At 40.2% G+C, this 23,293-nt stretch carries 25 protein-coding genes; 1 reads left to right on the forward strand and 24 read right to left on the reverse strand.

Annotated features, from left to right (window positions below; all coding sequences use genetic code 11):
* Positions 1 to 19 precede the first annotated feature (19 nt).
* The 13 genes from hypE to BLR86_RS00705 all read right to left on the reverse strand — a co-directional run bounded on the left by hypE (position 20) and on the right by BLR86_RS00705 (position 11,365).
* Complete coding sequence (hypE, locus tag BLR86_RS00645; RefSeq protein ID WP_090757729.1) at positions 20 to 1,021, reverse strand: hydrogenase expression/formation protein HypE; 1,002 nt, start codon at positions 1,019 to 1,021, stop codon at positions 20 to 22.
* Positions 1,021 to 2,133, reverse strand: a complete 1,113-nt coding sequence (gene hypD, locus BLR86_RS00650; RefSeq protein ID WP_090757730.1) for a hydrogenase formation protein HypD — start codon at positions 2,131 to 2,133, stop codon at positions 1,021 to 1,023. The genes hypE and hypD overlap by 1 nt, the downstream gene beginning before the upstream one ends.
* Entirely contained in the window at positions 2,105 to 2,341 is a 237-nt protein-coding gene (locus tag BLR86_RS00655; protein WP_090757731.1) for a HypC/HybG/HupF family hydrogenase formation chaperone, read from the reverse strand. The genes hypD and BLR86_RS00655 overlap by 29 nt, the downstream gene beginning before the upstream one ends.
* Positions 2,314 to 4,617 (reverse strand): carbamoyltransferase HypF, encoded by a 2,304-nt coding sequence (gene hypF, locus BLR86_RS00660; RefSeq protein ID WP_090757732.1) that lies wholly within the window; start codon positions 4,615 to 4,617, stop codon positions 2,314 to 2,316. Before hypF ends, BLR86_RS00655 begins: the two co-directional genes overlap by 28 nt.
* A complete protein-coding gene (hypB, locus tag BLR86_RS00665; protein WP_090757733.1) occupies positions 4,602 to 5,261 on the reverse strand; it encodes a hydrogenase nickel incorporation protein HypB in 660 nt (219 codons plus the stop codon). Before hypB ends, hypF begins: the two co-directional genes overlap by 16 nt.
* Before the next feature lies 1 nt (position 5,262).
* On the reverse strand, positions 5,263 to 5,616 hold the full coding sequence (locus tag BLR86_RS00670) for a hydrogenase maturation nickel metallochaperone HypA/HybF (RefSeq protein ID WP_090757734.1): 354 nt from the start codon (positions 5,614 to 5,616) through the stop codon (positions 5,263 to 5,265).
* On the reverse strand, positions 5,609 to 6,040 hold the full coding sequence (locus BLR86_RS00675; protein ID WP_090757735.1) for a hypothetical protein: 432 nt from the start codon (positions 6,038 to 6,040) through the stop codon (positions 5,609 to 5,611). The genes BLR86_RS00670 and BLR86_RS00675 overlap by 8 nt, the downstream gene beginning before the upstream one ends.
* A complete protein-coding gene (locus BLR86_RS00680; RefSeq protein WP_090757736.1) occupies positions 6,027 to 6,515 on the reverse strand; it encodes a HyaD/HybD family hydrogenase maturation endopeptidase in 489 nt (162 codons plus the stop codon). The genes BLR86_RS00675 and BLR86_RS00680 overlap by 14 nt, the downstream gene beginning before the upstream one ends.
* Positions 6,505 to 7,299, reverse strand: a complete 795-nt coding sequence (cybH, locus tag BLR86_RS00685; protein ID WP_175492747.1) for a Ni/Fe-hydrogenase, b-type cytochrome subunit — start codon at positions 7,297 to 7,299, stop codon at positions 6,505 to 6,507. The genes BLR86_RS00680 and cybH overlap by 11 nt, the downstream gene beginning before the upstream one ends.
* Positions 7,300 to 7,310: 11 nt before the next feature.
* Positions 7,311 to 9,032, reverse strand: a complete 1,722-nt coding sequence (locus tag BLR86_RS00690; protein WP_090757737.1) for a nickel-dependent hydrogenase large subunit — start codon at positions 9,030 to 9,032, stop codon at positions 7,311 to 7,313.
* Positions 9,025 to 10,104: a hydrogenase small subunit gene (locus BLR86_RS00695; RefSeq protein WP_090757738.1), complete on the reverse strand. Its 1,080-nt coding sequence runs from the start codon at positions 10,102 to 10,104 to the stop codon at positions 9,025 to 9,027. Before BLR86_RS00695 ends, BLR86_RS00690 begins: the two co-directional genes overlap by 8 nt.
* Positions 10,105 to 10,317: 213 nt before the next feature.
* Positions 10,318 to 11,064, reverse strand: a complete 747-nt coding sequence (gene tatC, locus BLR86_RS00700) for a twin-arginine translocase subunit TatC (RefSeq protein ID WP_090757739.1) — start codon at positions 11,062 to 11,064, stop codon at positions 10,318 to 10,320.
* Positions 11,065 to 11,170: 106 nt separating this feature from the next.
* On the reverse strand, positions 11,171 to 11,365 hold the full coding sequence (locus tag BLR86_RS00705) for a twin-arginine translocase TatA/TatE family subunit (protein WP_090757740.1): 195 nt from the start codon (positions 11,363 to 11,365) through the stop codon (positions 11,171 to 11,173).
* A gap of 310 nt (positions 11,366 to 11,675) precedes the next feature.
* Here BLR86_RS00705 and BLR86_RS00710 point away from each other — a divergent pair, with 310 nt between their 5' ends.
* The gene (locus BLR86_RS00710) at positions 11,676 to 11,915 is read left to right on the forward strand and encodes a hypothetical protein (protein WP_090757741.1); all 240 of its coding nucleotides are present in this window, start codon (positions 11,676 to 11,678) and stop codon (positions 11,913 to 11,915) included.
* A gap of 60 nt (positions 11,916 to 11,975) precedes the next feature.
* On the opposite strand, the gene BLR86_RS00715 is transcribed toward BLR86_RS00710, so the two are convergent.
* From BLR86_RS00715 to BLR86_RS00770, 11 genes are all read right to left on the reverse strand, one after another.
* Positions 11,976 to 12,476: a dihydrofolate reductase gene (locus tag BLR86_RS00715; RefSeq protein WP_090757742.1), complete on the reverse strand. Its 501-nt coding sequence runs from the start codon at positions 12,474 to 12,476 to the stop codon at positions 11,976 to 11,978.
* Positions 12,473 to 13,267: a thymidylate synthase gene (locus BLR86_RS00720; RefSeq protein ID WP_090757743.1), complete on the reverse strand. Its 795-nt coding sequence runs from the start codon at positions 13,265 to 13,267 to the stop codon at positions 12,473 to 12,475. Before BLR86_RS00720 ends, BLR86_RS00715 begins: the two co-directional genes overlap by 4 nt.
* 83 nt (positions 13,268 to 13,350) lie before the next feature.
* Positions 13,351 to 14,055: an anthrax toxin lethal factor-related metalloendopeptidase gene (locus tag BLR86_RS00725; protein ID WP_090757744.1), complete on the reverse strand. Its 705-nt coding sequence runs from the start codon at positions 14,053 to 14,055 to the stop codon at positions 13,351 to 13,353.
* Between the two features lie 267 nt (positions 14,056 to 14,322).
* Complete coding sequence (locus BLR86_RS00730) at positions 14,323 to 14,901, reverse strand: TerD family protein (RefSeq protein ID WP_090757745.1); 579 nt, start codon at positions 14,899 to 14,901, stop codon at positions 14,323 to 14,325.
* A 61-nt stretch (positions 14,902 to 14,962) separates the two neighbouring features.
* A complete protein-coding gene (locus tag BLR86_RS00735) occupies positions 14,963 to 15,589 on the reverse strand; it encodes a TerD family protein (RefSeq protein ID WP_090757746.1) in 627 nt (208 codons plus the stop codon).
* 42 nt (positions 15,590 to 15,631) lie between these two features.
* Positions 15,632 to 16,705 carry a toxic anion resistance protein gene (locus BLR86_RS00740; RefSeq protein ID WP_090758213.1) on the reverse strand — a complete coding sequence of 358 codons (1,074 nt, stop codon included), beginning with the start codon at positions 16,703 to 16,705 and terminating at the stop codon, positions 15,632 to 15,634.
* Positions 16,706 to 16,741: 36 nt separating this feature from the next.
* On the reverse strand, positions 16,742 to 18,379 hold the full coding sequence (locus BLR86_RS00745; RefSeq protein WP_090757747.1) for a YceG family protein: 1,638 nt from the start codon (positions 18,377 to 18,379) through the stop codon (positions 16,742 to 16,744).
* Positions 18,380 to 18,882: 503 nt separating this feature from the next.
* A complete protein-coding gene (locus tag BLR86_RS00755; RefSeq protein ID WP_090757749.1) occupies positions 18,883 to 19,683 on the reverse strand; it encodes an HAD family hydrolase in 801 nt (266 codons plus the stop codon).
* Positions 19,680 to 20,801, reverse strand: coding sequence for a cysteine protease StiP family protein (locus BLR86_RS00760; RefSeq protein WP_090757750.1), 1,122 nt, complete (start codon positions 20,799 to 20,801; stop codon positions 19,680 to 19,682). Before BLR86_RS00760 ends, BLR86_RS00755 begins: the two co-directional genes overlap by 4 nt.
* A 4-nt stretch (positions 20,802 to 20,805) precedes the next feature.
* Entirely contained in the window at positions 20,806 to 22,152 is a 1,347-nt protein-coding gene (locus BLR86_RS00765; RefSeq protein ID WP_175492748.1) for a phosphoribosyltransferase family protein, read from the reverse strand.
* Positions 22,094 to 23,290: an HpcH/HpaI aldolase/citrate lyase family protein gene (locus tag BLR86_RS00770; protein ID WP_090757751.1), complete on the reverse strand. Its 1,197-nt coding sequence runs from the start codon at positions 23,288 to 23,290 to the stop codon at positions 22,094 to 22,096. Before BLR86_RS00770 ends, BLR86_RS00765 begins: the two co-directional genes overlap by 59 nt.
* Between the last annotated feature and the right edge of the window lie 3 nt (positions 23,291 to 23,293).

Raw genomic sequence — 23,293 nt, forward strand, 5'->3', positions numbered from 1 at the left:
GAATAAATGGGGGCTACTTTTAACATATCCTCGGAAACATCGTTCCTGATAATCTATTTAGTAATCGCTTTGAACCTAGTGGCGTTTCCATAAGCAATTGACCTTTTTGTTTTCCTATAATAGAACCGATAACTACTGCTTCCCGTCCATCTGGGAATTCTCTTACTATATCAAGCACTTTTTCCTTTTCATTAGCAGCTACAATAATAATCGCTTTTCCTTCGTTTGCAAGATATAGCGGGTCAAAGCCTAATAGATCACAGACTCCATATACTTCTTCTTTAACAGGTACATCCACTTCATTAATTTTCATCGTTAAATGAAAGTCCTCAGCAATTTCTACAAGAGTTGTCGCTAATCCGCCTCTTGTCGGATCGCGCATGATCCGGACTCCATTTGTATGGTGGAGAACTTCACTAAGCATTCTATTAAGAGAAGCACAATCACTTTCAATTGGTACCGTGATTCCTAATTCTCCCCTGGCAGCCAAGACAGCGATGCCATGGTCGCCGATGGAGCCTGTGACAATGATCACGTCTCCTTCTTCAAATTCAAGACTGCAGCCAATTCCGGGTTCATAGATCCCAATGCCGGTAGTGTTAATATAAACGCCATCCGCGCTGCCCCGTTCAACTACTTTTGTATCTCCAGCAACAATTTGCACGCCTGTTTTTCTGGCTTCATGGGCCATGTCAGTAACAATTTTCTTGAGGTCGGAAATTGGAAATCCTTCTTCAATCACAAACCCACAAGTTAGGAATGCTGGTTTTGCCCCGCTAACGGCAAGGTCATTGACGGTCCCAGCAACGGCTAATTTTCCAATTGATCCTCCTGGGAAAAATATCGGTTTGATGACAAATGAGTCAGTTGAAACTGCTATTTGCTGGGAGGTCAATGTTATTTCGGCTGCATCGAACATCGCCGCTTTTCCGTCGCCAAACGCTTCCACGAATAAATCACGAATTAAGCGATGGCTTAGTTCACCGCCATCACCATGTGCTAAACTGATATATTGCTCCATCAGAAACTCTCCCTCATGTATTGATAGTGTGCGGCACAGCTGCCTTCTGCCGAAACCATACATGGGCCGATTGGATTCATGGGCTGGCAGGCTTTACCGAACAGTGAACATTCAGTTGGCGAGATTAACCCGCGAATCACCTCACCACAGTGGCATTTTGTTTTCCGCGGCTCGCCAACAGTAACGGTGAATCTTTTTTTAGCATTGAATTGATCATATTCCGGCTTCAAATCCAAGCCGCTGTTAGCTATTACGCCAATTCCCCGCCATGCTTCATCACATTCTATTAAGTATTTATCAAACCATTGATGAATCACTTGATTGCCAGTTTTGCTAACAACAGCAGGGTGGTTGTTGACAATGGCAATTTTCCCGTTTAATCCTAACTCAATGCCCTTGTAAATTCCGGAGAGTAATTCCGCAGTCTCAAATCCAGTAATCACTCCGGAAATACTATATTCATCGACAAGATACTGATAAGAATCTTCCCCCAACACTATGGACACATGCCCTGGGAGCAGGAAGCCATCCAAATTCACTTCACCCGCATTTAATAAAAAACGAAGGGCTGGTTCAACTAGTTTCGTTGTCATCCAAATGGAAAAGTTCGTGATAGCTCGATTTTCTGCTTCGCCAACCATTAATGTCAGAATCGGAATCGTCGTTTCAAAGCCAACTCCAAGAAAAATAATTTCTTTATCTGGGTTCTCTTCTGCAATCTTTACCGCATCAACCGGCGAATATAAAACGCGGATGTCTTTTCCGGCAATCTTTGAATCTAGCAGTGTTTTATTCGAGCCAGGAACCCTCATCATATCGCCAAAGGTACAGATAATCCGGTCTTCCCCTTCCGCTAGGGCAATCATTGCATCAATTGACCGTTGATCGGTTACACATACTGGACAGCCTGGTCCAGAAATAAGATTGACATATTCCTTTAAGCATTGCTTTACCCCGGTCCGTGCTAACGCCATCGTATGGGAACCACAAACCTCCATAAAAGCAGGCTTGCGGCCAAACTTTTGGTGAAACACTTTTGCTTTTTCAATAACGGCTTCGACAAGCGGCTTACAAATTTCCGGGTTATTGGACTGTTTTAGAATTTCGAGCATCAATTAACTTCCTCCATTCGGCCACACTCTCCCGTGCGTACGTCTCATCGACAATACTCATCGCCTGCCCTGCATGAACGATGACATAATCCCCAAGCACGACTTCAGGGACAAAGATTATTCCAACTGTTGTCTGTGACCCCATCACATCGACAACTGCACTATATTCCATCTTCTTGATTACTTTCGCTGGTACTCCAACACACATTCTTTAGCACTCCTTTTTGCCTCAGCAACGACTAGTTGCCCGTAGGATAAGCCCCCATCATTGCAAGGGACCTTTTCTGAAAAATAAACGGTAAATTCTCTTTCTCTTAATTCCGTACTGATTCTTTTTCGTAAATAACGGTTATGCATGCTGCCGCCTGATAAAACAACGTTTCTGCTTGCACCATCCTGATACACTTGTTCCAGTGCAGCAACAATCGCTTGGACAACCGTTTCGTGAAACCTGCCGCTAATATTTGCAGTGTTTTTCCCTGCTACTACATCCAATGCTATTTCTTCTATCATTCTTGAAAAATCAATGGTTAACATATCTTTATCAAGCAAATTAAATGGGTAAGATTCGTAGATTATGTTTTCATCAGCCAACTCTGCCAATCGTATGGCTGCCTCCCCATCATAGCTCGATACTTTGGTCACTCCACACAAGGCACTAACAGCGTCAAATAGTCTGCCGCATGTTCCCGCTTGAATGGTGTTAATATGTTTTTCAATCATCCTCTTTAAAATTTCAATCTCTAAAGCTTTATCTGTAAATATATCCTTTGCAAGCTGTAACCCTTTTTCACCATGTAGCGAGATCAGCATCGCTGCTGCATTCCGCCACGGTTCACGAATGCATTTTTCACTTCCAGGAAGCGGTGTATACGTTAAATGGGCAGCTCGTTCAAATTCTGCACAGTCCCCATAGAAGATTTCAAAACCCCAAATATTTCCATCGTTACCATATCCGGTTCCATCCAAAATAATTCCATAGGCTTTTCTAAGTATATGATGTTCATCGAGAACAGCGGCCATATGAGCATGATGATGTTGGACCTCGATGACTTCCTCGAACTCGTACTCTTTTACAAGCTTCTGAACGTGATAGTCAGGATGGGCATCGATGACAGCTACAGATTTTGGGGTATTAATCCATTTTAATAAATGATTTAATTCCTGTTGATAATGCTGGGTGGTCTCAATATTGTCTAAATCGCCAATATGGGGGCCAACAAAGATCTGCTCATTCCTGCCAATTGTAAATGTCGTTTTTTGCTGACCTCCAAACGCCACGATTCCTGATACATCGACAGTAGTCGAAAAAGGGTCTGGCACATATCCACGTGATCGCCGCAGGAAATCGAGCTCGCCGTCATTTATTTGAACAACAGAATCATCTACTGGATGGAGGATTTCCCTGTTATGTACCAAATAGAAATCGGCAATTCCTTCTAAATACTGCAAGGCTTCTTCATCTTTGTAAAGAATCGGCATTCCCGAAGGATTTGCACTTGTCATCACGAGACAAGATAGCTCTGGGTCAGCAAATAATAAATGGTGCAGCGGCGAATACGGCAACATAACACCTATTGTTCCCATTCCCGGAGCAACACCTTCTGCTAGCTGGTATTGTTTATGTTTCTTCAGTACCAGAATTGGTGACTTCGGACTCGTTATTATTTCCTTTTCGATAACACTTATCTCTGCATGCTCCCGTGCTGTTGCAATTGATGAAGCCATAACTGCTAGCGGTCGATTAGGACGTTTTTTCCTGCTTCTCAGTGTCATGACTGCTTCTTGATTTTTCGCATCACAGGCAAGGTGATAGCCGCCGATTCCTTTAATCGCAACAATCTTGCCTTGTTTTAAAAGGTCTATTGTATCTTTAATCGGACTCTCTGAAACTCTTTTCTGACCACTCTGATCCAACAGCCGTACCTTTGGTCCGCATTTCGGGCAGGCAATGGGCTGGGCATGATGGCGCCGGTTTGTCGGATCATCATATTCTTTTTGGCAATCCTCACACATCGGGAAGGACTTCATCGATGTATATGGTCTGTCATAGGGTAATTCCTCAATTATCGTGTAGCGCGGACCGCACTGTGTACAGTTGATAAACGGATAGTGAAAACGGAAATCCTCCGGATCATTCATCTCCTTTAAGCACTCATCACATACAGCAGAGTCAATTGGTATCACGAGCATGGATGTTCCACTCCGATCGCTAGGAATAATCCTAAAGTCATTTACACCAACCATTTCTGTCTCTAGAGATAGAATTTCAGTGATTTTTGCTAGTCTAGGAGCTTTATTTTTCAAGTCAGAGAGAAAGTGTTGAATCGCCACTGACTCCCCTTCAAGATGAATTTTGACTCCGTCCATATTATTCTGTACCGTACCACTCAATAGGTAAGTATCAGCTAGCCCGAAGACAAAAGGACGGAAACCAACTCCCTGCACTCGGCCTCTGACAGCAATCTTTACGGCCGTACGCATTGCTCATATGCTCCTTCAATCCACGAGAACCATTCATGCAGTCCTTCCTGTGTTCGTGCCGAAAGCGGCAGTAACAATGATTGTGGATTGATTTTTGATAAATCTCTCCGTGCTTCTTCCACATTGAAATCTAAGTACGGCAGTAAATCGATTTTATTTAACAGTACCAGCTCTGTACGCATAAACATTTGTGGGTATTTCGGGATTTTATCATTTCCTTCTGGAACACTTAAGACGGCTACTTTATGTTGCTGTCCAAGGTCATAGCCTGATGGGCAGACGAGATTGCCAACGTTTTCGATAAACAGAATATCGACTACATCAAGGTCAAATTCACTTAGTACAGCTGCAATCATTCTTGCGTCGAGATGACAGCCGCCGTGGGTATTAATTTGAACTGCTTTTGCCCCCATCGCACGAATCCGATCTGCATCTCTTTCAGTAGCAAGATCCCCTTCAATAACTGCAATCCGATACTTTCCTGACAGTTCGCGAACCGTTTCCTCAAGTAAAGTCGTTTTTCCAGCACCAGGGGAACTCATCAAGTTAATGACTAAGGTTTTCGTATTCGTGAACAGCTCCCGATTAAACTCTGCTGCTTTATTATTGTTGGTTAATACATCTGTTCTTAGTGCTACCTTCATTTCACTTGCTCCCTTCGTATGATAGGACTTGGAATGTTTCGCCTGCTGTCACCTTCCCTGAAGGAATATGACAGTTCGGACAAAGCGCTATTTTCAAATCTGGACGGTATTCCTGCCCACATAAAACACAAGCAGCCTTTGCTTCCTCAATATGAATGACGAGTTCGGCTTTTTTAGTAAATAAATGGAGATTTTGATCACGAAAGATATCAAAAGCCATTCTTAGCGCATCCGGCATGGCATTGGAAATTTCCCCAACCATTAATTCTATTTTTTCGATTTTTTCAATTCCTCTAGCGGCTGCATCTTCATGAACGAGCTGAAGGATATCGCCCATTAATGCCATTTCATGCATGAAAATCACCTTTCATAAAGCCGACTTGATAGTTTCGGTCTCTTTTCTTTAATGGCAGTGGTGTTAATAGTAATTCACCTGTATGTGTCTTAAAATTGAATTCTTTTTGACAATTCAAACATTTTCCACTTGAATATAGTGTTGAAACAGTAATAATTTGCGAGCATACAGGACAAATACCATTCCATGCCTGCATGTTCGCTTCATGTCGAACAAAGATTATCGCTTTTCCTTGAAAAAATTTCATTTCAAGGTTGCTCCTCAATTCTGTTTCATTCATTACTGGAACCCAGGTTAAACCCAGCGCTCGGTCCGCAGCACTCTCGATTTTCTCCAAATCACCTTGAATAAAAGGTTCATAGACTGACTTGACGGTTTGGAACAAGCCACCGCCCATTTCCTTAAAGAAATCAAGCCGTTTCATAAGCAGCTCTCCAAGCATTCACTTGATTGATGACAACGTCTCGAAGCTCTCCCAGCTTTTTCTTGTTTGTTTCTGTTAATTCAATTCCCAATTCAAGTGAGCTAGGTTGCATCCCAAACATAACAATCTGCTTCGGATACCGTTCTCTCATTTTTGCTGCCATCAAAACCTCTTGGAAGCCCAACTGATGAACCGACATCTTAATTCCAAAATAAGCAGGAATTTCGTCCCCCACTAAAGTGATAATTGTTCCTGGATCTACTCCTCCAGCATTGATCGCATCAATGATGATTAAATTTTCTGCATCCTCTACGGGACCAAGCAGCCGCATTCCATCGGTCAAACCTTCAATGATTTCGATATCTTCATAGTTTTTTAAAGCTTCCTCTAATAATGGTAAAAGGTGAATGCCAACACCCTCATCCGAGAAGAGGGTGTTGCCAATTCCTAAAATCGTAATTTTTTTAGTCATCATTTTTTTCACCAACAGACTTTTTAGTAGTTGTTTTATATCCTGTTATCATTGATGAAATGGATCCATTCCGTTCTAGATAGTCATCCCGGAAAGCCATATACACATGGATGAGTGTAAATAGCATAAAGCCCCATGCAGTTAGGTGATGCCACGAGCGGACAGTAAAGCTGTCACCGCCAAAAACATACGGAACCCAGAAAAATAAACTACCCCAGAACGATTCTAACTGTGGTTCAAAATACATATAGAAGCCAGTTAACATAACAATCCATGAACCGACCCCGATGAAAATCCAGTAACTTAACTGAGCCAACGGGTTGTGACCAACATAATGCGGCTTTTTATTTTTTAGAAATAAATAGAATTTGACAGTTTCAAATAATTCCTTCCAGAATAGTAATCGAAGCGGATTGGAGGTAGCAAACTTATTTCCAATCGCCACCCAATACAAACGAAATATTAAATTTATGACAAATATGAACGCTGCAAAAAAGTGAATATATCTCATCCAGCCCATTAAATTAGAATAATAGGCTTCTTCAGGGATTATTGCTGCCGTCATAGGTTTTCCAATATATATGCCAGTACCCATTAAAACGGAGATGGCCAGCATATTTAACCAGTGAAAAACCCTAATGGGTAATTCCCAAACATAAGCTCTGACTTCATTTTTTATTGGTTTATAAACGAGTGGCCTTTCTGGATGGAATGTATTCTCGCTGTTGATTTCTGTATTTATGTCAGGTGGATTCGGCCCGCGATATGGTACATTTGGTGCAGCCATTTATTTCACCCCTAACCCAAACGGATTTCTGTCGTATTGTTCGTTTCCAAATCTGTTAAGTGAACGGCACATGCAAGACATGGATCAAATGAGTGAATGATGCGCATAATTTCTAATGGTTGATGTTTATCGAGCATTTGTGTACCGATTAGAGCGGCTTCATAGGCGCCAATTTTATTTTTAGCGTCCCTTGGTGAAGCGTTCCAAGTCGATGGAACAACGGCTTGATAATTCTCTGTTTTTCCATTTTTTATATCAATCCAATGCCCAAGTGCACCGCGTGGCGCTTCTATCCAACCCACTCCCTTCGTACGCTCTGGCCATGTGCTTGGCTCCCACTTGCTTCGGTCAAAGGTAACTTGGTTGCCACCCTTAATATTTTTCAAGAGTTTATCCATGTCATCTCGAAGCCAGCCTGAAATGAGTTTTGTTTCAAGACCACGAGCGACTGTACGCCCAAGTGCTGATTGCAAGGCAGATACTGGAAGTTCAAGCTTTTTCAACGTATCATCGACAATTGTGACGATTTCTTCTTTTCCTGATGCGTAACCAACCATCATCCTTGCTAATGGACCGGTTTCCATTGGATGACCTTTCCAGCGTGGTGCTTTCAACCAGCTATACTCTTTTTCGGTATCCAATGTTTTAAACGGAGCTTTCGGGCCCGTGTAATCTAAGGTTGTTTCCCCATCAAATGGATGCTTCCCTTTACCAGCACGTTTTCCGTCATAGGTATACCAAGAATGATCAATAAATTCCTGAACATGCTTAGGATCGTTCAAGTCAACATCTAATACTTCTTTAAGGTTCCCATTTAGGACGATACCACTTGGCATTCTGTAAAGCTTTGTATCATAAATATCCCCTGTCGAGAAATCACCATAGCAAAGGTAATTGTTTATGCCACCGCCATACGTCCAATCCTTATAGAAGGAACCAATTGCCAGTAAATCAGGAATATATACTTGGTTGACAAATTGTTGTGCCTCATCAATAAGCCGGGAAACGTGCATTAATCGTTCAGCATGTATCCCATTATCACTATCAATATCAAGTGGTGTTGCCATGCCGCCAACTACATAATGTGGGTGCGGATTTTTTCCGCAGAAAATGGTTTGGATCTTAACAATTTCCTTTTGCCAATCTAAAGCCTCTAAATAGTGAGCAACGGCGAGCAAATTCACTTCTGGTGGCAGCTTGTAAGCTTTATGGCCCCAATAGCCATTAGCAAAAATACCCAATTGCCCACTAGACACCAATTTTTTCACTTTATTTTGTACATCAGTAAAATAGCCTGGTGATGATTTTGGCCAGCTTGAGATTGATTGGGCAATCCTCGATGTTTCTGCTGGATCTGCGTTAGTGGCACTCACCACGTCGACCCAGTCTAATGCGTGCAGGTGATAGAAATGGACAACATGGTCATGAACAAACTGGGTTTCGTTCATAATATCCCGAATTAAATGAGCATTTCTTGGGATTTTAATTTGCAGTGCATCTTCCACAGCTCGAATGGACGCAAGCGCATGAGTGGTTGTACAAACACCGCATATCCGTTGAACATATGCCCAAACATCACGCGGGTCGCGGTCTTTTACAATCAGTTCGAGTCCGCGGACGGATGTTCCAGAACTGAATGCATCTTTAATGACACCGTTTTCATCAACATCTACTTCAACACGCAGATGGCCTTCAATCCTTGTAATTGGGTCTACTACTATACGCTCACTCATCTTCTGCACCTCGTTTATCATCAATCTTTCTCTTTATTACAGTTCCAGTTGCATGCACGGCAATTCCGGCGGTTGTTGCTCCAATTACGGCTAGGCCAACAGCATCAGGGTTTATCGTTGTTTGTGTTCCAGGGATTTTTGCTCTTCTTGTATAGAATGGACCATTATCCCAGAAGTCTTGTTCCGAGCAGCCGATACACGGGTTTCCTGATTGAATGGGATAGCTAACACCGCCATTCCAGCGCATTTCTGCACAGGAGTTATAAGTGGTAGGTCCTTTACAGCCAACTTTGTATAAACAATACCCTTGCTTCGCACCTTCATCATCAAACGACTCAACAAAAAGCCCTGAGTCAAAATACGCACGACGATTGCATTTATCATGAATACGATGACGATAAAAGGCTTTAGGACGGCCAAAATGGTCTAATTCTGGTAACTTTCCAAAGGTAATAATATGTGCAATAACACCTGTCATGACCTCGGCTATCGGAGGGCATCCAGGTACCAGGATGATAGGAGTATCTTTCACGAAGCTAGTAACAGGCTTTGCGCCGGTTGGGTTCGGAAGTGCTGCAGCAATACCTCCCCATGATGCGCATGATCCATATGCGATAATTGCTTGAGCTCCAGCTGCCATCTCAAGGAATGTCTCTTTTGCTGACACGCCGCCAACGGTTGAGAAGGCACCATCATCAGGAATACTTCCTTCCACGGCAAGGATAAATTCGCCATGATAATCTTTTAAAACCTGCTTCATCGCTGCTTCCGCTTGGTGACCAGATGGTGCCGATAAAACTTCTGAGTATTCTAGTGAAATCATTTCTAGCAAGACGTTTTCTGTTTTCGGCTGTGATGAGCGAATAAATGATTCTGAACAGCCTGTGCAATCTTGGAACTGCAGCCAAACAACTGGTACTCTCTTTTTAATTTCCATTGCTTGAACCACTTGATCGGACTGGGAATAGTCCAATCCTAAAGCGGCTGCTAATGCTGTACACATCTTGAGGAAATCACGCCGGCTATATCCATGGTCGATAGCCGCTTCATACACGGTTTTCTGTCTCTTCATCCGTTTCCCCTCCAAATACCAAAAATGTTAAAAACATGATTTCAAGGAAATTGTAGTATAAAACGACGCGCTTCGTCCTGAATTTTCAAAAAAATACACAAAGAATCCTTAACTGTATTTTTACTGTTATTTAATTGAAAAACTTGGAAATATTATTTTTATAGTAAAAAAGGCCCCAGAGATTAATATCTCTGAAGGCCTTTAGTGTTTTATTTATGCTTCTTCTGCAAACTCTTCTTCCTGCTCCTGAAGCTTTTTCATTCGTTTCTTGTGTACAATCTTTGATAAGTTTATAGAGATTTCATATAGTAGTAACAATGGCAGCGTTACTACAAAATCCGACATAAAATCCGGAGGTGTAATAACAATCGCAATTATGATTAAAACGAAATAAGCGTATTTTCGAATTTTTGCTAATACGAATGGATTAATAATCCCTAGTGACGTTAGGAACATTACGACCGCTGGCAACTCAAACAATACACCAAATGGAAGAGTCATATTCAAGATAAAACGGAAGTATCGATCAGCAGTAAAATTCGTGACAAACATTTCTGCTCCCATTTTAACTAAAAACTCAAGTACCATTGGGAAGATAATGAAATAACCAAATGCCAGTCCAACAATAAATAAAATAAACAATGCTGGAATGTACGATAGGGTTATTTTTCTCTCAAGCGGTTTAAGTGCTGGTTTGACAAACAGCCATAACTGGCTCGCAAGCACTGGAATCGTACCAGCAAGTGCAATAACAGTCGCAATCATAAAGTAAACCCAAATGATATCGCTTGGTCCAAGGACGATTAATTTGACATCAAGGTCACGAACTAACCAACTATAAATATCCGTAACATAAATAAATCCGATAATGAAAAAAGCTACAAAAGCAATTGCGGAAATAATGATTCGTTTTCGTAATTCATCTAAATGATCAACTAATTGTAATTCTTTATCTTCCATGTACTTCCCCTGCCAAGTTCCTTTAATTAGTAACCATGATTACCAACATTTTAATAGTTCAAAAGACGAGTGAAGAAAAAAAGGTGCAAGAATGGATCTTACACCCTTATTTTGTCAATTTTTGCTTTTCCTCTTCAACGTCCTTCATCACATCGTCTGTTAATTCACGAGTTGATTTCTTGAATTCTTTCAATGTTTGTCCGAAAGCACGACCGATCTCTGGAAGCTTCTTAGGTCCAAAGATGATAAGGGCTAGCGTTAAGATAAGGATTAATCCTGGAATTCCAATATTTGAGAACATTCGATACATCCCCTTTAGGTTAATTATCTTTCTACTACGATTATAGTACTGTTATACAGTTTTGAGTTAAAAAATCGTAATAATTCATATTAATTTCACATAATCGCCAAAATAATCCTATTTGAGATAATTGGCGTATATTTTTTTACACTATTTACTCTTAACAATTTAACAAGAACAACCACTAAAGTCAATGTAAAATCTACCTTCGAATTGTAAAAATATTTTGACTATTAGATGTTTATTGTTTATAATTTCATCATCAGCTTCATATACTATTGGATATCTAAATGGAATGGATGTGATGAAGATGGAATTTTCACTCAGTAGTTTTGATGGAGCCTTGCCAGTAGAAGTAACCATCGATGAGGATAATGGAAGATACATGATACGCAAAAGTGACCGAAGTGGAGAATACTTTAATAGCCCCCTCGAATTAATCCAATGGGTGAAAGCACATTTCCACGAGGACGACTTCTGCCATCCAGACGAATTCAGAAGAATGCTTGAAAAACTAACTGATTATGAATTAAATGGTTCTTATTATTAAAAGGAAAGAAGCATCGCTGTCGATGCTTCTTTTTTACGTAGTTGCGGTCATTCAGCCCTGTTATTGGCTGCCTTTTGTAATTCGATCATACATTCTAAATTCGTACTTATAAGGATTTTTCTCGTCCTTTATTCCCTTTTCACAGGAGACGAGCTCCCAGTCACGTTCGTTGAAATCGGGGAAGTAGGTATCTCCTTCAAACTCTTCGTAAATATGTGTTATGTAAAGGCGATCTGCATAGGCAAAGGTTTCTTTGAAAATTTCTGCCCCGCCAATGACGAAGATTTCATCTTCTTGATTTCGGCAATATTCAACAAATTCCTCCATCGAATAGAAAATTGTCACATTATTGCTCTTGTAATCCAATTGACGGGTAATAACGATATTTTCTCTGCCTGGAAGAGTCCGGCCAATGGATTCATGCGTTTTTCTGCCCATGGCAATCGGGTGACCCATTGTCGTTCGTTTGAAGAACTTTAAATCCTCTGGTAAGTGCCACGGCAATTGATTATCCTTGCCGATGACTTTATTTTCATCCATCGCAACAATAAAGGAAATCATACCGAAACCGCTCCTTTAATATGTGGATGCGGATCATAAGCTTCTAAACTGAAATCATCAAATGAATAGGAGTAAATATCCTTCACATTTGGATTGATTTTCATTTTTGGTAATATCCTTGGCTCCCGGCTCAATTGCAGCTTTACTTGTTCGAGGTGATTTTGGTAGATATGCACGTCACCAAAAGTGTGAACAAATTCACCAGGCTCCAAGTCACATACCTGGGCAATCATCATTGTCAATAAGGCGTAAGAGGCAATATTGAACGGTACCCCAAGAAAGACATCGGCAGAGCGTTGGTATAACTGACACGATAATTTTCCATCAGATACGTAGAATTGGAACAAACAATGACATGGTGCCAATGCCATTTTATCAATCTCCGCTACATTCCAAGCATTCACAATCAGTCTTCTTGAGTTTGGATTATTTTTGATTTGGTCGATTAAATCACTAATTTGGTCAACGGTTGTTCCATCTGCACCAGTCCATGAACGCCATTGATGACCGTAAACGGGACCTAATTCTCCATTTTCATCAGCCCATTCGTTCCAAATTCGCACACCATTTTCCTGCAAATATCTTACATTGGTATCGCCATTTAAAAACCAAAGCAATTCATAAATAATTGATTTTAAATGCAGCTTTTTGGTTGTTAATAATGGAAAGCCGTCTTGTAAGTCAAATCTCATTTGATAGCCAAAAGTACTTATCGTCCCGGTTCCGGTCCGATCACCTTTTTCATGTCCATTTTTCAAAACATGCTCGCATAGTTCTAAATATTGCTTCAATTTTGACACTCCCTCGTCGGTCTCCATATTTTTTCATTTTATCAAAACATGACGACAAAGCATAGGTAGAAATGTCATGAAATTTATTTCAAACTCTCAAAAAAGTCAAATGTCTTCGGTGCAATTGACTGTAATTGTGCTTTTGTCTCATCATTTAAGTAAAACATCGCAAAGGTTTCGGCAAAATACTCTTCTGGGTGCAAGATAAAATAAGAGTTTCCAGGGAATAAGATTCCTCTCTCCTCTTCCCAAATAAGTTGAAATGCTTTCCCTTTACTTATTTCTTGAAAAACAAGACGATCAATTGAATGGGCTAGTTCATGGAGCTCTAGATTGACTGACCCATGTCCCTTGCCTTGTTCACTATGGCCAATTTTCACCAAAACCACTTGTGAGCCGCCAATTCCGGGTACTTCATCCCATGTTGTTTGTGAGTGATAGCCTCTAGGCATTTGTCCTGCTAAATATCGGGCCGTCCGGTTGTCGGTTAATTTACCAGTAAATAGCTTAAGGATAATCCCCTGTTCATTGATATTTTTTAAAAGAGATTCTGGCAGCTGACCAATTCTATTAACAATCGCTGCCGCTTCTTTTTCATCAAAAAGGGTTTTTGGCAGGTAAATCATTTGCTTTACGGATTGGAGAGAAGATTCATTATTAATATTTTGATATAGTTCAGAGTTTCTTGGATAGTCACCAAGCTTAATAATGTCAAATGAGGCCTTCGAGGTGGAAATCATCGTCATAAATAATCCAGCAATAATGGAGGAAACAACCCATTTACGCATATTAAAATCCTCCTAGTAAATCATATACTTACTAGAATTATAACATGGTAGAAGGGTTGTAAAATTGGTGAGTTAAAGGGAGAAGTGGCGGAAATTACTATTTTTCAGAGTCAAAATTGGGCATCGCAGATATAATTCGAGAAACGCAGATAAAATCCAGTTAACGCAGATATAATTTTCAACAAAGACTAAGTTACCAATTTTTATAGAAACAAACTTAGAAAACGCAAAGAAAAGCCACCGATATGGCAGCTTTCCCACAAAAAACTATACTTCTAGTCCATAATTCCGGCAAAGTGCGGCGAGTCCGCCTGAAAATCCGCTGCCGATCGCATTGAATTTCCATTCGCCATTATGACGATAGAGTTCACAAATGACGACGGCCGTTTCAACTGAAAAATCCTCACCTAGATCAAAGCGAAGTATTTCTTGATTGGTTTCTTCATCAAATAACCGAACAAACGCATTGGAAACTTGTCCAAAGTTTTGATTTCGGGAGTCGGCATCGTGAATCGTGACCGAGATCGCAATCCGATGGACATGAGCTGGAACCTTGCTAAAATCAATCTTAATTTGTTCGTCATCGCCGTCACCCTCACCCGTGCGGTTATCTCCCGTATGCTCCACTCCGCCAGAAGCATGAATTAAATTATTATAAAAAATAAAATCTAAGTCTTGGGTAACGCGTCCATTTGCGTCCGTTAAAAACGCGGATGCATCAAGGTCGAAGTCTTGTCCGCCATGATAGCGGTTTGTATCCCAGCCAAGACCAATCACAGCCTTGGTTAGACCTGGATTTGTTTTTGTTAAATCAATTCTTTGTCCCTTTGATAAATTAATGCCCAACTATCTCACCTCTTCGCCATACTTACTATAACAAGGAACAAGTCGTGCTTGTTCCTACAAATTATGAATACGAACGAACTACTTCACTTAAGCTTGCTGCGTTCGTACCAGTTCCAACAGCGGCAAATTTCCATTCTGTGTTGTGGCGGTAGATTTCCCCAACCACTAATGCTGTATTCCCATTGTAATCATCTGAAAGATTATAACGAATCAATTCATTATCATTTGAAGGATTAACCACGCGAATAAACGCATTACGGATCATCCCGAAGTGCTGTTTTCTTTTTACACAGTCATAGATGTTAACAACAAAGACAAGCTTTTGAACGCTTGCTGGCACACGGTTTAAATCGACCATTACCTGCTCGTCGTCACCGTCTCCGTCACCTGTTAAATTATCACCAGAGTGCTGAACGCTTCCGTCATTACTCTTTAAATTTCCAAAATAAATGACATCTTTATTGTTTTGAATTTTATCATTTGCACCAAGCATAATGACAGAAGCATCACAGTCAATGTTTGCTCCACCGCCTGCACCGCCGCCGCCAAACAGACCGCCGAAGAGACCGCCGCCTCCGCTTTTACCTGCTTGAACTGGATCCCAGCCCAAACCTACCAAGATTTTTGATAGTCCTGGGTTTCCTTTTGTTAAATCCACTCTTTGACCTTTTTGTAAGCTAATAGCCAAATCATTCACCTCATTATAAATTTTGTATTAATGAACAATCAATTAGTATTGTTGTTTCAATTGTTTAAAGTTGTCCTGCAGCTGTTCTAAACGCTTTGTTCCTTCAACACGCAAGCGCTTATTTTCCTCTTCAATCGCTTTTGTTTCCTGCATTCCTTTAATGATAATGTTCCAGGATTCTTCAATGGTCTCAATTTTAATGCTTGGACCACCTGCAAGCCTTGCGATATCTGTGCTTTGCTTGGAAATGTTCGACGCATTTTTTAGCAGCATTTCATTTGTACGGCGATCAAGCTCACTCATAGAATCAGCGACAAGCTTCTGTCTTTTGGCAGCAACCGCTTGGATTAAGCCATTTTTAAAAATTGGAATCGTTGTGACAAAAGCAGAATTGATTTTTCCAATTAACTTTGTATTTCCACGTTGCAGCAAGCGAATTTGCGGTGCCGTCTGCAGGGAAACCATCTTCGCCATCTCAAGATCATAAATTCGCTGTTCTAATAGCTCTACGGCATTTTTAAGTGAGTCCAACTGCATGGAAGCCATTTGATCGCCTGCGGCAACCCGGGCTTCAAGCTGTGGCAATTGATTATTTTTTAGGTCCTCGACCTTGAGCTCACCGGCAACCACGTATTTTTCCAGCGTCATATAGAACTGGTAGTTTTGCTCATACATATTTTCCAGCATTTTTGTTGAATCGACCATTTCATGCTGATACTTGGAAATTTCCACGTATACCTTATCAATTTCCGAGCCCATCGTTTGGTATTTGCCAAAGACTTTTTCCATCATCTTTTCGCCCTTTTTAAAGAGCTTTCCGAAAAATCCGCTAGAGGTTTTTTGAAAATCCTTCGGATCAAACTTATCCATAATTCTGGTTAGCTGTTTCAGAAGCTCACCGGAATCTTCCACCTTTGTTGTACGCATATTTCCTAAGATTTGATCAGAAAAACGCGAGATTTGAACGGCAGGCTCTTTCCCAAATTCCAGGATTTTTATCTGGTCTCTTTCATCAATCGACCTAGCCAAATTCTGTACTTCCGTTTCCTTCCGAAGGGCAAGCTTAATGTCTGAAATCTTAGCTTCATTTAAGGTATCTTCTTTGGTAGTTGTCATCAAGTTAGCAGATTGATTTTGTTGTAGATTCACGCGTTAATCTCCCCTTAAATTTTTTAAAAATCCCTGAAAGAACCCCTTTTTCAACTTGAATGGCTCTTTATATTCTAATTCAAACACAACATCCTCCAGCCAGTGGGTATCAAATAATCGATCTTGAAGGAAGTTTTCAATATCGTTGTGACCTGGAGGGTTGTATACAATAATATCAATCCCAAATTGGTTTAAAAGTAAAAGCAAGGCTGCATCTGTTCTTGCCAGCATCCCGCGGCACTCATTGTTATAAATGATTAACTTCGGCACATGCTGGGAGTAGTCGAATTTCTCCATTAATTGGATGATCTCTTTCGGAGTAAACATCGCCTGACTAAATAAATAGATACTTACCTCTTCCATGTTTTCCCCTGGCAGCGACTTTAAACCAGGCTTTTCACAAATCCGTCTAATCGCATTGGCGATCCCCTTTTGCAAACCATTTGGCAGAAAGGAATATGGCCAATAATGGGCCTGCATCATTACATCAGGATTTAACAATCCATCTCTGCCGAGTGCGTTCCGGTAATGAAAGCGAAAATCGTTGGAGCTTGACCAAGTAAACGGTAATTGGCGAATCAGTAAACTATGCTCAAATTCCGTAAGATTTTGAATGCGATCCCAGTACTCTTTGCGATTTTTACTAACTCCCTGAACTTTCGCAAACAGAGAGGGGATTTTCACTTGCCCGTTTTCTACTTCAAAACCTGGTCGCACCATTGCGATTTCTTTCCCAAGAATAAATAATTCATCATAGGTTGTTTTTAAAGTAATGGATGATGGCGTGTAATCTCTTAACTGCCATGGTTTATATAGACCTGCTCCTTCCTGATGGAGAATATTCTCAATCTCGCGGGATGCACGGTAGGCGACAGTGGTTTGGCGATTTCTTCTCTCCTTTGGAAAAGGCTCTGCTGGTTGTTTATTTGGAAAATGGTGCGTAAAGATTCCCTCTTCGATAAAACCTGCTAACGTATCCTTGCCTTCCGGATGAAAAACAACTAAATCACAGCCAAGCTTCATTAAATAATAGACAAAATAAGGCTGGCTTCTTTTCATATCGCCATACCATAAGAATTTCGGCATTCCCTTTTCCAGGTCAACACCTTCAAGCAGGGGATGTAAATGATTGATCGACCATTTAATCACATCAACAAGGACCCTTCTTAATTCGTGACTTTTTAAACCATCCTTTTCACGATTTGTAAAAAGTTCAAGCGTATTAATCATTGCTTCCCTTATTTTCCGATGGATTGCTGGAATCGATGATTTATACAAAAGCTGCTCACCGTCAAGAAAAGCTGTAAACCGATTAATCGATAGCTTTTGTTCTTGTCCGATGTTCAAGACCTTTTGAATCGATTGAAAATGTTGATTGTCAATCGTTTTATTGAGTGATTCTTCACTTAATAAATGCAAGCCAGGATCTGTTGATGCTACATAATCGAAAAGCTGATTATAATACTCATCACTGTCAATCGGAATTCCAAGAAATTTTCCCAGTACTTGCCCAATCTGAATACTTCCCTTGTCGTTTGAAAATTCTGGCCGTTCCGATAGGGGCATTTTCAGCATATCTAGCCAATTTTCATATGAAAGGGATACAGGTCGGATCGTCATTTGGTTGTATGATACATTCATTGATAATCCCTTCCCTCAAAAAAGCGAAAGATTTTTTATTTTAGTAAAATTATGTAAAGGTAGTCGTTACTATCATATCACAGTTAAATAATTGGTTCATTGTTTATACGAAACTAAACGTAAAATGTTTCATCAATGGAGAAAAATTAATTTTTTCCTAGAAAAAAGCAGTTCATTTTCTTATAGAGAATTTCCTTACGTTTCACCCTTTTCCTTGTCCCTACATATGAATGGAGTACTGATAGATAAGTAGGTGACTTCATGCGGTTCTTATATAAGCGCCCAAGAATGGAAGATGTTAGCGAAGAATTAAATCTTATCATGGATTTAATGGTGTCAAAAACCTTCGTTATCATGGACTTGTTTTGGTTATGCTTACTTTTTACACTGTTACTTTCTCCCGTTCTTGCCACGGTTAGTATGTCTGTGATATTTTTCTGCGCTAGTTTTGCTTTTTTCAATGCGCTATATTTTTATCTCTTTTATCCTGATAGGAATAAAAATTAGCTTTGGAATGCTAATGCCTTAACGAAATGCTCGAGAATCTCTTCTCCTGCAGCAATGCCGAGCTGGTTTGTCAGTGTGAACTCACCTGGTCCCTTCACTTTAAAAAGCTCCCCATGGCTTGGGACGAATCGATAGCGGCAGTTTTTTAGAAAATCCCAATCTAAAACAGAATCCCCTGCGCCCGCGATTGCTTCCATTCCTTCTCGGTTACAAATATAATCAAGTGCTTTCCCCTTGCTTATCGCATTTGGAATAAAGTAAAGTTTTCTGCCTTGAAGACTTACTTTCCAGCCATATTTACCTGCAAGCTCCCGGATTTCAATGAGATCTAATGGGGATCGCAGACCATTTAATAGGTAATAAAAGAATAACTTTCCTGCTTGCCTTCTTTCCCCATCGAAGATCATTCCTGCTCTTTTTAAGGCAGCTGCTAATTCTTCCTCTGTTGCAGAGCCATGCCTTAGTTGAGTGGTTAATTGGTCAGTCCAATCCTTTAAAGGTTCCCCTTTATACAAAATATAAGCTCCGTTTGTAGTAATCGCGTATGATAAAGGGATTTCCTTTTCAAAAATGATAAAACGGTTAAATTGTTCCGTCGTCCTCGTGGTCACTGGGATAAATAAACTGTGCTGATTTACTTCTTTTAACATTGAAAAAGAAGACGCTGTCATATAACCTGCCCATTTTCCTTTATTGATTTCCACCGGTTTTAACTGAACATTTTCTGGAATGCCGAATTCTTCTAGTGCCCGTTGGGAATACATCAATGTTCGATCAAGATCCGATGCAATAATCATTGATTAGTCCCCTTAACTGACTTGATTAGACCCATGCACAGGTAATTCATTCCGGGATATTCCACCACTTCTACATTTCTTTCTTCTGCGAGCATCAGAATATGTTTCACATAAGGACTAGAAGGATCGCGCATGAGGATTTTCCATGGCACTCTGCGAAGAAGTACACGTGTAGTTTCACCAACCCCTGGCTTAATGTAATTGGTATTTTCGATCGCAAAATCCGTTTGGATCTGCTTAATATCCTGCATTCCCAAAAATTCAGCTTTACGATTCTCCTGGTTTCGTTGCAGTGCAGATTCTTTCGCATCATGAATGACATACGGGAATTCAGCTGCTATTAACTCGATATATTCATTGGAGACATCACTTGATAATAGTTCACGATAGTACTTTGCTCCATGAAAATCGCTTTTGCCAATATACTGATCATTTAAAACTGTCCGGCTTACAAGTCCTGAGACAGTCGAATTTAGACAAGCACTTGGAATAAGGAAATCTTCTCTCGTCCCATACAGAGTGGTGCAATGGCCAGGATCGGCAATCACTGCGAGTGAATCATCAAGCGCTAGTTGGAATTTTTTTTCAAAGTCCTGGCATGCTTTTGTTAATTCGATTGAAATGGCTCCTTTACCTGTCCAACCATCCACAAACTGAATCTTTCCTTCTGGATGGTTCGCTAGGATATAGTGAAGCGCATTCTCATCAATGCCTCTATCACGGATAATTGAAACACTATAATGAGGAAGAGAAATACCGAAGCGTAACTGAATATATCTTTTTAATAGGATTCCAACAGGTGTTCCAGCACGCGCAAGCGATACAAGGATTGCATTCCTCCCCTTAGCTTGATAGATTTGTTCTGCAACATTCCCTACGCAAAGTGCCAATTTCCGCTTATACTCATTGACCTTACTCCAAAATAATTCAACATATTCTTTTGGCGGCTGGTATTCTATCGGCAATGATTCACTATAATGCTGCCCTGCTTGAACTCTCATTTCGCGATTAGCTGTTGAATCCTCTAGTTCGATTTCGCTTAAATCCTTTAATAGAAACAGAACATCATCCTCTGAATAGCTGCCCATTTTAGCAGGTTGTTTGGTTTGTATCAGCATTCTGTCACCCCTTTTCATGGACGAAAAAGACGATTTTAATCGACTTTAACTGTAATTTTTCCACTTGATCTAACAACGGCTTAAGGTCTTCCCGTGCTACTTCCCTTTCTAAAAAGAAAAATAGTTCATCATACGTTCCAGGAGCAATATTGTAAACAAAATGAGAAACACTCTGGTCTTCAGGATTTGGAAACTGGAATCCATGCTTGGCTCCGTAATCTTGTACGTCCTTAATATAAATAGGGCTCCTAGTCGTTGATTGATAAAAAACATTTTCACCCATAGCAGCAGCCAATTTCATGGGTATATACATGAATTCACCGGTTCCTATGCAAAGCGTTTTTTCTCCCGTCCTGTGTTGTCTTAGAACTTCAGATGCACTGTTTATTTTTTGATGAAGGTTAGTATTTGCTCTGCTGTCTATTCCAAAGCGCCCTGTTGCCTTCATGAGTGGCATATTATTTTTAGTTGTCACAGCTGCATTTTCAAAAAAGGTTGATAACGAGAGGAATTTAATGGTTGTTTCATGGTTGCTGAAACTGTCTTTACAATTCTCTTGTTCTTGCAGCTTATTTATTTCATTGACTTCAACGTTACCAGCGATCAAACTTACACTATTTATTTTAATTCCTAGTGTTTTTTCTAGCTGTTTAAATTGTTGTTTGTTTGCATCCGAACGCCAATCTAAAATAGAGACAACGGTATATTCATCCCTTGGAAACTGAGCGTGGATGGATTGAATAATATTAATCGCTGTTTTTCCTGTAGTCATTTCATCATCAACTAAAATAATTTCTCGATTGTTGTTCAACAACTCTAAAGGAATATAGCATCGGTGAGAAGTAGCATGAGAATGCTCTTCTTCAAAGGTAATTAACGGTGTTTTCCCTGTTAGCTCTTCTCTTGTTGTATGAAAATACTCAGCATTTTCAAAGCAATCAAAAAAGGCATGTCCGAGAGCGGTTGCTGTCTCAGCAAAGCCAATGATAACCGGGTTCACTTTTTCCTCGATAAAAGCATGGCTTTCGAATTTAGCTTTATTCTGTCCAAATAATTCAACCAGCTTTTCCCTTACAGGGCACTCCAAATCTTTAATAGATTCTGCATATCTTGCTGCTAGAAGCGCAGCTACTAACAAACCTTTTTGCGGATCGATGGGCAAATGTTTACCCAGTACTTTACTGACAAATAAAAACGAACGTTTTTTATTGATCCTTGCTGCCATCGTAAAAAGTTCTTCGAGCTGTAACTGATATGGGTTAGTCGCTACCTCAATATCAATGGTGATGGCATCAAGAATTGTATACGTATACGTCTTTTTTGATAAGGTCAATATTTGTGTATCCTTCATGTAGCACCCCGTAAAGCTGAGATTTTAAAATGATTTTCTTTGCCCAAAATAAATGAGGCTTAATTTCATTCATTTTATTAGAAAAATTACTTTTCTTAACTCCATTTTCACTATTTTCCGATTCCACGATCGTACAGGCATCGATGTATTCTTCGTATGTAACAACATTTAGCGCCTGGACTGCTTTAATATGGGTGGGATGGATAATTGTTTTTCCGGTTAGACCGTTGGCAATATCCATTAACACTTCTCTAATCAAGCCATCCAAATTTTGATCAATTAATTCAGCCCGCCATTTCAAGCCTTCATCCCCATAACGTTCACGGAAAGGGGTTTGCCTAAGCTGCGGCTTTAACATTCTTGGTTTCGAGGAGAAATATTCCCAGACAGGTCCTGATATGACATACGGACTTTCAGACCTTTGAAAGACATTAATAATATCAGCAATACAATCTCTTAATACAGCAATCTCGTAAACCGTGGTATCAACACTTCTACGAATACCATATACACCGCAAAAGTCAGTTGCACCAATTCGCACATTCAAAATATTGTCCTTATATTGATCGAGAAGCTGTTTAATTGCCATTAACTCTGTCATTCTAGTTTCTTTGTGAATTATTTTATCACTTTCTAAAATCGGCATGGCGTAAAAAGGCTTGTGCTTTGTGTGAATGTTTACAACCTCAGTTAATAAGGCTTCACCAGAATCAGTGCTGAACTTCGGTAATACCACTCCCGTCAATAACTGTATGGCATCACCTAATTGTTCCTTGATTCTTTTTAATTGTTCAAGGTTACGAATTCGGATAAACATAAGCGGAAAATCATCAATCGTTAAAAAGTTTTTGTTAAACTCGCCATATAGTTTTTGCAATTCATGAACAAGCAGCACTTCTGCTTTTTCGAGTTCAATGTCACCAACAGCATCCTCTAGGTCGATCACCAGTGATGTTAATCCTTCATGTTTTTTCGAAAGGAGCTCCTGATGTATATTCGGCCGTGTTGCCGGCATATAGAGTGTAGCGCCCAAACCGTAGGATAACAGTTCTCGACCACTATACTTATTAAAGCTTTTTGGTTTTTGAAAGAACAATGTCTCAAGCTCATTTTCATAAAAATAAGTAAAAAATTTCATTCT

Origin of the sequence: Bacillus sp. OK048, assembly GCF_900103525.1 — a bacterium.
Classification (GTDB): domain Bacteria; phylum Bacillota; class Bacilli; order Bacillales; family Cytobacillaceae; genus Neobacillus.

Coding starts and splice junctions, on each gene's coding strand:
- BLR86_RS00740 (WP_090758213.1), bottom strand. CDS start 16,705: ATGACAACTACCAAAGAAGATACCTTAAATGAAGCTAAGATTTCAGAC.
- hypD (WP_090757730.1), bottom strand. CDS start 2,133: ATGCTCGAAATTCTAAAACAGTCCAATAACCCGGAAATTTGTAAGCCG.
- BLR86_RS00725 (WP_090757744.1), bottom strand. CDS start 14,055: ATGCGTAAATGGGTTGTTTCCTCCATTATTGCTGGATTATTTATGACG.
- BLR86_RS00715 (WP_090757742.1), bottom strand. CDS start 12,476: ATGATTTCCTTTATTGTTGCGATGGATGAAAATAAAGTCATCGGCAAG.
- BLR86_RS00770 (WP_090757751.1), bottom strand. CDS start 23,290: ATGAAATTTTTTACTTATTTTTATGAAAATGAGCTTGAGACATTGTTC.
- BLR86_RS00705 (WP_090757740.1), bottom strand. CDS start 11,365: ATGTTCTCAAATATTGGAATTCCAGGATTAATCCTTATCTTAACGCTA.
- BLR86_RS00765 (WP_175492748.1), bottom strand. CDS start 22,152: ATGAAGGATACACAAATATTGACCTTATCAAAAAAGACGTATACGTAT.
- BLR86_RS00710 (WP_090757741.1), top strand. CDS start 11,676: ATGGAATTTTCACTCAGTAGTTTTGATGGAGCCTTGCCAGTAGAAGTA.
- BLR86_RS00670 (WP_090757734.1), bottom strand. CDS start 5,616: ATGCATGAAATGGCATTAATGGGCGATATCCTTCAGCTCGTTCATGAA.
- BLR86_RS00655 (WP_090757731.1), bottom strand. CDS start 2,341: ATGTGTGTTGGAGTACCAGCGAAAGTAATCAAGAAGATGGAATATAGT.
- BLR86_RS00760 (WP_090757750.1), bottom strand. CDS start 20,801: ATGCTGATACAAACCAAACAACCTGCTAAAATGGGCAGCTATTCAGAG.
- BLR86_RS00690 (WP_090757737.1), bottom strand. CDS start 9,032: ATGAGTGAGCGTATAGTAGTAGACCCAATTACAAGGATTGAAGGCCAT.
- BLR86_RS00680 (WP_090757736.1), bottom strand. CDS start 6,515: ATGATGACTAAAAAAATTACGATTTTAGGAATTGGCAACACCCTCTTC.
- BLR86_RS00745 (WP_090757747.1), bottom strand. CDS start 18,379: ATGAATGTATCATACAACCAAATGACGATCCGACCTGTATCCCTTTCA.
- tatC (WP_090757739.1), bottom strand. CDS start 11,064: ATGGAAGATAAAGAATTACAATTAGTTGATCATTTAGATGAATTACGA.
- BLR86_RS00675 (WP_090757735.1), bottom strand. CDS start 6,040: ATGAAACGGCTTGATTTCTTTAAGGAAATGGGCGGTGGCTTGTTCCAA.
- hypB (WP_090757733.1), bottom strand. CDS start 5,261: ATGAAGGTAGCACTAAGAACAGATGTATTAACCAACAATAATAAAGCA.
- hypF (WP_090757732.1), bottom strand. CDS start 4,617: ATGCGTACGGCCGTAAAGATTGCTGTCAGAGGCCGAGTGCAGGGAGTT.
- hypE (WP_090757729.1), bottom strand. CDS start 1,021: ATGGAGCAATATATCAGTTTAGCACATGGTGATGGCGGTGAACTAAGC.
- cybH (WP_175492747.1), bottom strand. CDS start 7,299: ATGGCTGCACCAAATGTACCATATCGCGGGCCGAATCCACCTGACATA.
- BLR86_RS00755 (WP_090757749.1), bottom strand. CDS start 19,683: ATGATTATTGCATCGGATCTTGATCGAACATTGATGTATTCCCAACGG.
- BLR86_RS00695 (WP_090757738.1), bottom strand. CDS start 10,104: ATGAAGAGACAGAAAACCGTGTATGAAGCGGCTATCGACCATGGATAT.